5 protein-coding genes are annotated in these 6234 nt (G+C 34.3%); 2 read left to right on the forward strand and 3 right to left on the reverse strand.

Annotated elements, in window-relative coordinates; translation table 11 throughout:
• Positions 1-5 precede the first annotated feature (5 nt).
• Positions 6-1787, forward strand: coding sequence for a terminase large subunit domain-containing protein (locus FW754_RS01870; protein WP_446323684.1), 1782 nt, complete (start codon positions 6-8; stop codon positions 1785-1787).
• Entirely contained in the window at positions 1784-2842 is a 1059-nt protein-coding gene (locus tag FW754_RS01875; RefSeq protein WP_446323685.1) for a phage portal protein, read from the forward strand. The genes FW754_RS01870 and FW754_RS01875 overlap by 4 nt, the downstream gene beginning before the upstream one ends.
• A 133-nt stretch (positions 2843-2975) precedes the next feature.
• Here the strand turns inward: FW754_RS01875 and FW754_RS01880 are convergent, their stop codons facing one another.
• The 3 genes from FW754_RS01880 to FW754_RS01890 all read right to left on the reverse strand — a co-directional run bounded on the left by FW754_RS01880 (position 2976) and on the right by FW754_RS01890 (position 6206).
• Positions 2976-4208, reverse strand: a complete 1233-nt coding sequence (locus FW754_RS01880; protein WP_446323686.1) for a hypothetical protein — start codon at positions 4206-4208, stop codon at positions 2976-2978.
• A gap of 131 nt (positions 4209-4339) precedes the next feature.
• A complete protein-coding gene (locus FW754_RS01885) occupies positions 4340-4879 on the reverse strand; it encodes a cysteine hydrolase family protein (RefSeq protein WP_446323687.1) in 540 nt (179 codons plus the stop codon).
• An 820-nt stretch (positions 4880-5699) separates the two neighbouring features.
• Positions 5700-6206 carry a hypothetical protein gene (locus FW754_RS01890; RefSeq protein ID WP_446323688.1) on the reverse strand — a complete coding sequence of 169 codons (507 nt, stop codon included), beginning with the start codon at positions 6204-6206 and terminating at the stop codon, positions 5700-5702.
• Positions 6207-6234: the final 28 nt, after the last annotated feature.

Consider the following 6234-nt stretch of genomic DNA (forward strand, 5'->3'; position numbering starts at 1 on the left):
AGCGCATGAATACAGCACATCCTTTGACTTTCGAGAATCTCAACCCACGGCAACATGGACGAATCCTGTTTGCGATGGGCATGACTGTGTCTGAAATTGCAAAGCAATTGGAAGAAAATCGGGCAACGGTAGAAAGTTGGAAACAGCGTGATGTTTGGGAAAAAGCGGATTTATTTGATGATGTAATGCTTGGTCTAAAAGTCCGTTATATGACCCTGACTTTTATGGGAAATAAGAGCAATGCCAATTATAAAGAAATGGATTTTATTGGTAGCCAATTTGAACGTTGGGCAAGAATAGAAAGATATCGTGCAGGTGGTACGCAAACGGATCTGAATCCAAAATTAGAAAATCGTAATAACAATCCGAAAAAACGAAAACTTAAAAATCAGATTACTGAAGATGATTTGGCTTTACTTGAACAAGCGTTTCAAGATGTTTTATTCATTTATCAACAAGAATGGATGGATGCAATTTCTTGGTCTCGAATCTTTATTTTATTGAAGTCTCGTCAGATTGGGGCGACGTATATCATTGCGTTATGGGCGTTCATTGATTTACTTAAAACAGGAAAGAATAAAATTTTTATGTCTGCGTCGAGAGCACAGGCTTATCAATTTATTGAGTACATCAAAGCATTTTGTTTGGAAGTGATTGGCGTTGAATTGACAGGAGATCCGATTGTTGTCAATGGGCCGAATGGACAAGCAACGCTATATTATTTAGGGACAAATGCACTGACTGCTCAAGGTCGTCATGGTGATGTCATCATGGATGAGTTCTTTTGGATTCGTAATTTTTTAAAGTTTAAAAAAGTCGCTTCAGCGATGGCTTCACAGAAGATGTATAAGCAAATTTATATGTCCACGCCATCGAGCATTTTGCATGAGGCTTATGCTTTTTGGACGGGGACTGACAGTAAGCGCAAACTTCCAATTGAGATTGATGTTAGTAAAGTCGCATTAAAAATGCCTGTCAAATGTGCGGATAGAAAGACACGTCAAATTGTGACTTTAGATGCAGCCGAAGAGAAGGGTTGTGATTTATTTGATCGGGATGACTTACTTGCCGAGTATGGTGATGAAGAGTTCGCCAATTTATTTGATTGTGATTTTATTGATGATTCAGGTTCTTATTTTCCCCTCAAAGATATTATTCCAAACATGGTCGATTCTTGGGAGATTTGGAACGATTTTAATCCGACTCAAACTCCACATTATGAAGGGGAAGTATGGATTGGTTATGATCCGTCATTTACAGGGGATAATGCTGCACTTGCAGTCATTGCTCCACCGCAAACGTCCTTGTCCCCGTATCGAATATTAGAAGTAAAACAATTCAAAGGGCAGACGGCTCAAGAACAAGCACTGTATATCAAAAAAGTTTGTGCACGTTACAAGGTCACGTTTATTGGAATTGATAACACTGGCAATGGCCTTGCTGTTTCTGAATATGTATCTAAGTTTTTCCCTGCACTGACCCGACTGAACTATAACCCTGAACTGAAAATTCGAATGGGGCTGAGAGCCAAAGAGTTATTTCAAAAAAGACGACTTAATTTCGATGCCGGTCTAACAACGGTCGCAAAAGCCTTCCTTTCAATTAAAAAAGCCATGACCAGTGGTGGCGGTAATAAAACGTTGGTCACAAGTCGCTCTGCTGAAAATGGGCATGGTGATTTGGCTTGGGCAATTATGAATGGTTTAGAGAAAGCACCGATTGTCGATATTACCGATCCATCTCAACAAGGCGCAACACGTAGCCGAATCAGAGTATTTAAATCATGAATATAAAATCTATGCTATCTCAGCAGTTTGATCGCTTTCGTGTGTTGCCAACACAACAAACAGCAGCGGCTCCAACAAGTAAAATTATCTGTAGGAATTTTGGTGAGGCTGAACCTGTTTTGGATGGGCATGCTTTATTTGAATATGGGTATTGTCCAAAATGGCAAGATTGGTATGAGCTTCCATACGATATGTTGGCCACCGCTAAATTATTTCGTGCAACGAGCCACCACACCAGTGCATTAATTGTAAAACGTAATATTTTGACCAGTGATTACATCCCTCATCCATTATTAAGTCGGCATGAATTTAATGCTTTGGCTTTGAATCTTTTAACCTTTGCCAATTGTTATGTGCATGTCAAACGTAACCGTTTTGGCGGCATTGTTGGGCTTGGATCTAGACCTGCACTGAATATGCGTCGAGGTTTGGATTTATCTCGTTATTATCAACTTGATTGGGATCAAACCCATAATCATCAATTTGCACCACAAGATATGATTCATGTGTATGAATCTGATATTGGACAAGAAGTTTATGGTGTGCCTAATTATTTAAGTAGTATTAATGCAATTTTACTGAACGAAGCAGCAACGCTATTCCGCCGTCGTTATTATAAAAATGGGGCACATGCAGGTTTTATTTTACATATGACTGATGCACTACAAACTCAGGAAGATGTTCAGGATTTAGAGGATTCTCTTGAGAACTCAAAAGGGGCAGGGAACTTTAAGAATCTATTGATTTACACACCTGGTGGAACGAAGGATGGGGTGAAAGTTATTCCACTTGCTGAAGTGGCTGCTAAAGATGAATTTTACAATATTAAAATTGCCAGTCGTGATGATCAACTTGCAGGGCATCGCATACCACCGCAATTGATTGGTGTGGTACCACAAAATGCGGGTGGTTTTGGTGATGTCGAAAAGGCAGCTAAAGTTTTTTATTACAATGAAATTGTGTATTACCAAAACCTACTGAAACAGATTAATGAAAGGTTAGGGATTGAGGTCATAAAATTCAAAAATTATGAGCTTTTATCTCTAGGTCAGTAGTTAAATTATTTTAATGTATTAATTTTTGGCATAAAAAAGCCCAACATTCTGTTGGGCTTTTTATTGTCTCAATTTTCGATTAAGCTAGGTTTTCTCTAACAAACTTAGTATCAATAATCAAAAGTTTGATGAATTAGTGTACTGTTAATAAGTGCATTGGTAATCCATGTGTTTGATCCTTATGAGGTACAGACATCATTTTACCCTCTGCATTCATTGTGAATTCTTGGATTTTATCTAAAGATGTAATAAATGCTGATTTCCCATTAGGATTAATGGAAAGAGTTGGCCGATTTTGAGTGCTTGATGAGCTAGGATCTTTAGTACTGTCCCAAGATGTAGCTACTGAATAAGATCGTAAAGTTCCATCATCTTTTAAATAGAATTCCATAATTTGGCCTACATTAGCGATATAAATTTTATTACGAGTTTCGTCTATCGCAAAAGCATTTAGATTGAGACCAAAGTTCTTACTAGCTGTTACTAATTCAAATTTACCTATTGAATCTTGCTGTAAAAGTAATAACCGATCATTCATTGCATAATAAACGCGACCTTGCTTACTGACTTGTAAATTATAGCTATTCGGCTTTAGATATTCTTGAATTGGGTAAGTGTATGAATTTATCTTTTGAATAATACCCACATTCAAATTTCGAGAATCGTATTGATACAAGTAGCCTGTATCATCAATCGCATATAAATAGTTATTTACAGTATCATTTTTAATTTCAATAATATTTTTATTAAGTTCAGGGAAATCTGAAGTTTTATAAGTAGACTGCCATTTGAGCTGACCATCTGCTAGAATTTTATATATGGTAAATTCTTTATTTGCGAATGTTATGAGTGTTTGACTAGATTGATCGATACTCAATGTTGAAGTAGAACTGTTGAGGCTTACAGGTATAGATGGTAATTTACTCATAACGCTATTTTTATCGATTTTATAGCCATAAAGATAACCATCACCATGGTTAACATAAGCATAAACTATACCGTTTTTAGCATCAAATAGACTTAACGCATTTACTTTTGCATTAGGTAATCTATCAATAATTTGCGTGTTTGCAAGATTCAAACTACCATCTGAATTCAATGGTGTTCTTTGTAATAGAGTTGGTTGTGGTACTTCATTTGCTTTATAAATTGTATTGGTGAAATAACTATATGCGTATCGAATTACATCGGTATTCGAAGTAGGGGGAGTCGTTGAGGGATCCGTCTTTGGAGGCGTTGTAGTTGAGGAATCCGTCTTTGGAGGCGTTGTATTTGAAAATTGATCTGATGATCCACCGCCACCACCACAACCAACGAGCATAGAAGATAATATACAAAGGGTAGTTAATTTTAAATTTAGTACCATGAAAATATTTCCAGATAAGATTTTTTTCAATTTTAAAGTAAAGTTAATAATTTCTTAAGTTAGCATTATACATTTTATGCAGAGCTAAAAAACTTAGTCATGACTAAGTTTTTTAGCTCTGTATTAGATATTCATCGAACAAATTCATTTGTTGTTTTTAAACTAACAAAAGCATTTCCTAAAATCATATTATGATGCTCAATAATTTGTTCAGCAGATAAAAGAGAAGTATTTACCGTACTGTGAGCATCTTTTATTAAAGTAATTTGATAGTCTTTTTCGAAAGCTATACGACAAGTTGTATCTATACAATAATCAGATTTTAATCCAGCAATAACCAATTTATTTATCGATAATTTTTTTAAAAAATCATCTAGGTTTGTTTTGTAAAAGCAACTAGGCTTAGTTTTTTCCAAAATTATATCAAAATGTTGATGATTCATTATTTCTGGAATTACTTGGGTAAAGTGGTGATCTGCAGCTAAAGGCGTGTTAGCTTTCCCAATATGCCTAACTAAGACAATTGGTAAGTTTTCTTTTTTAAAAAAATCAATTAACTGTAAAATATTTTTTAATAATTGGTTGGCCTGATATGGAGGATGATCGCCATGAAACAAACCATTTTGCATATCAATTATTATAAGTACTGAATTTTTTAGAGACATTTCCATTTTTAGTTCCGATATTGAATTACAGATTATCGGAGTAATAAAAAACCCCGCTTAATCTGGCGGGGTGACTGATGCTTTTTAGATGCAAAAATCCTCACCGCCTTAGCGATGTGGTTGTAGTTTCAATAAATAAAATTTTTGAAAACATTTTTAAATCTAAAAAAGAAATATAGATTTCATAATTTCGCATGAATTTTGAAATTAAGTGACATAAATATTGTAAATAATTATGTCCCTTAATTGAGAATGTTTTACCAAAACCTACTAAAACAGATCAATGAAAGGTTAGGGATTGAGGTCATAAAATTCAAAGATTATGAGCTTTTATCTCTAGGTGAGTAGTTAAATTATTTTAATGTATTAATTTTTGGCATAAAAAAGCCCAACATCCTGTTGGGCTTTTTTACATATTTGATGCTTGAGGTATAACTCCTGTCGTACCTTTAACATTTCCTTGTTCTTTCGTTTATTTTATGGAGCATCCTGCTCTCTATGTATTCATGATAAGAAATTATGTTCCATCGGTATATTGGCTAAATCCTTCAATGCTTGTGCGCCCAGGCGTACAACATACTTAAATTATCCCGATATTTGTCCGCAGAAATTGGGGATAATTTAAACACTGGATGAATTGATAACACAGGTGAAAAGCCAAATTTGATTAAAAAACGATCAAATTAATTGGCAAAAGATATCAGATTTGAGTAAAAAAGAGCCGATATGTTTCTATATCGGCTTTTTTATGGTTTTTTGATTTTTTGATTGAGGCTAATTGATTGATATTACAGGATTATTACAAAGAGACTTCGCATAACCTCCATTATGTTAAATGGGGAGTATTTTGAATTACTTCATTTTCAGATGCTTCTCTTAAAATAGCTGTTCCACTAGAATTTGTTATGTATGGCTTAAAGCGGTCACTATTGATAAATTGTATAAGCTTTTCAATATGTTTATTTTCGATTTCTCCCTCACCAATACGACGAATCCTATGTCGAGCAAGATACAGTCGTATTCCTGTTTGATTGATATGATATTTTTTAGAAAAATATGTTCCGAGAATGAGCATACTCATTAAATAATGAATATAAATAGAATGATATTTTGGACGTTTTAGGATTTTTCTAAACCAATTATAGTTTTCTGATAATCTTAGATATTCATGTGTATCTATACGAATAATAATATGAAAATCACAATCTGGACTTTCAATTTCTAAAACTTCAATCTCATCATTATCAAAATTTAATCCATGTATTTCGTTGAAGTTTAAAGTTTTATAAGTAGTCCAATGATATGTTAATCCATAGATCTTTATTGTTTGCATATCATTATTCTCTTACACATTAGAAAAT

This window comes from Acinetobacter sp. 1207_04 (assembly GCF_052850415.1).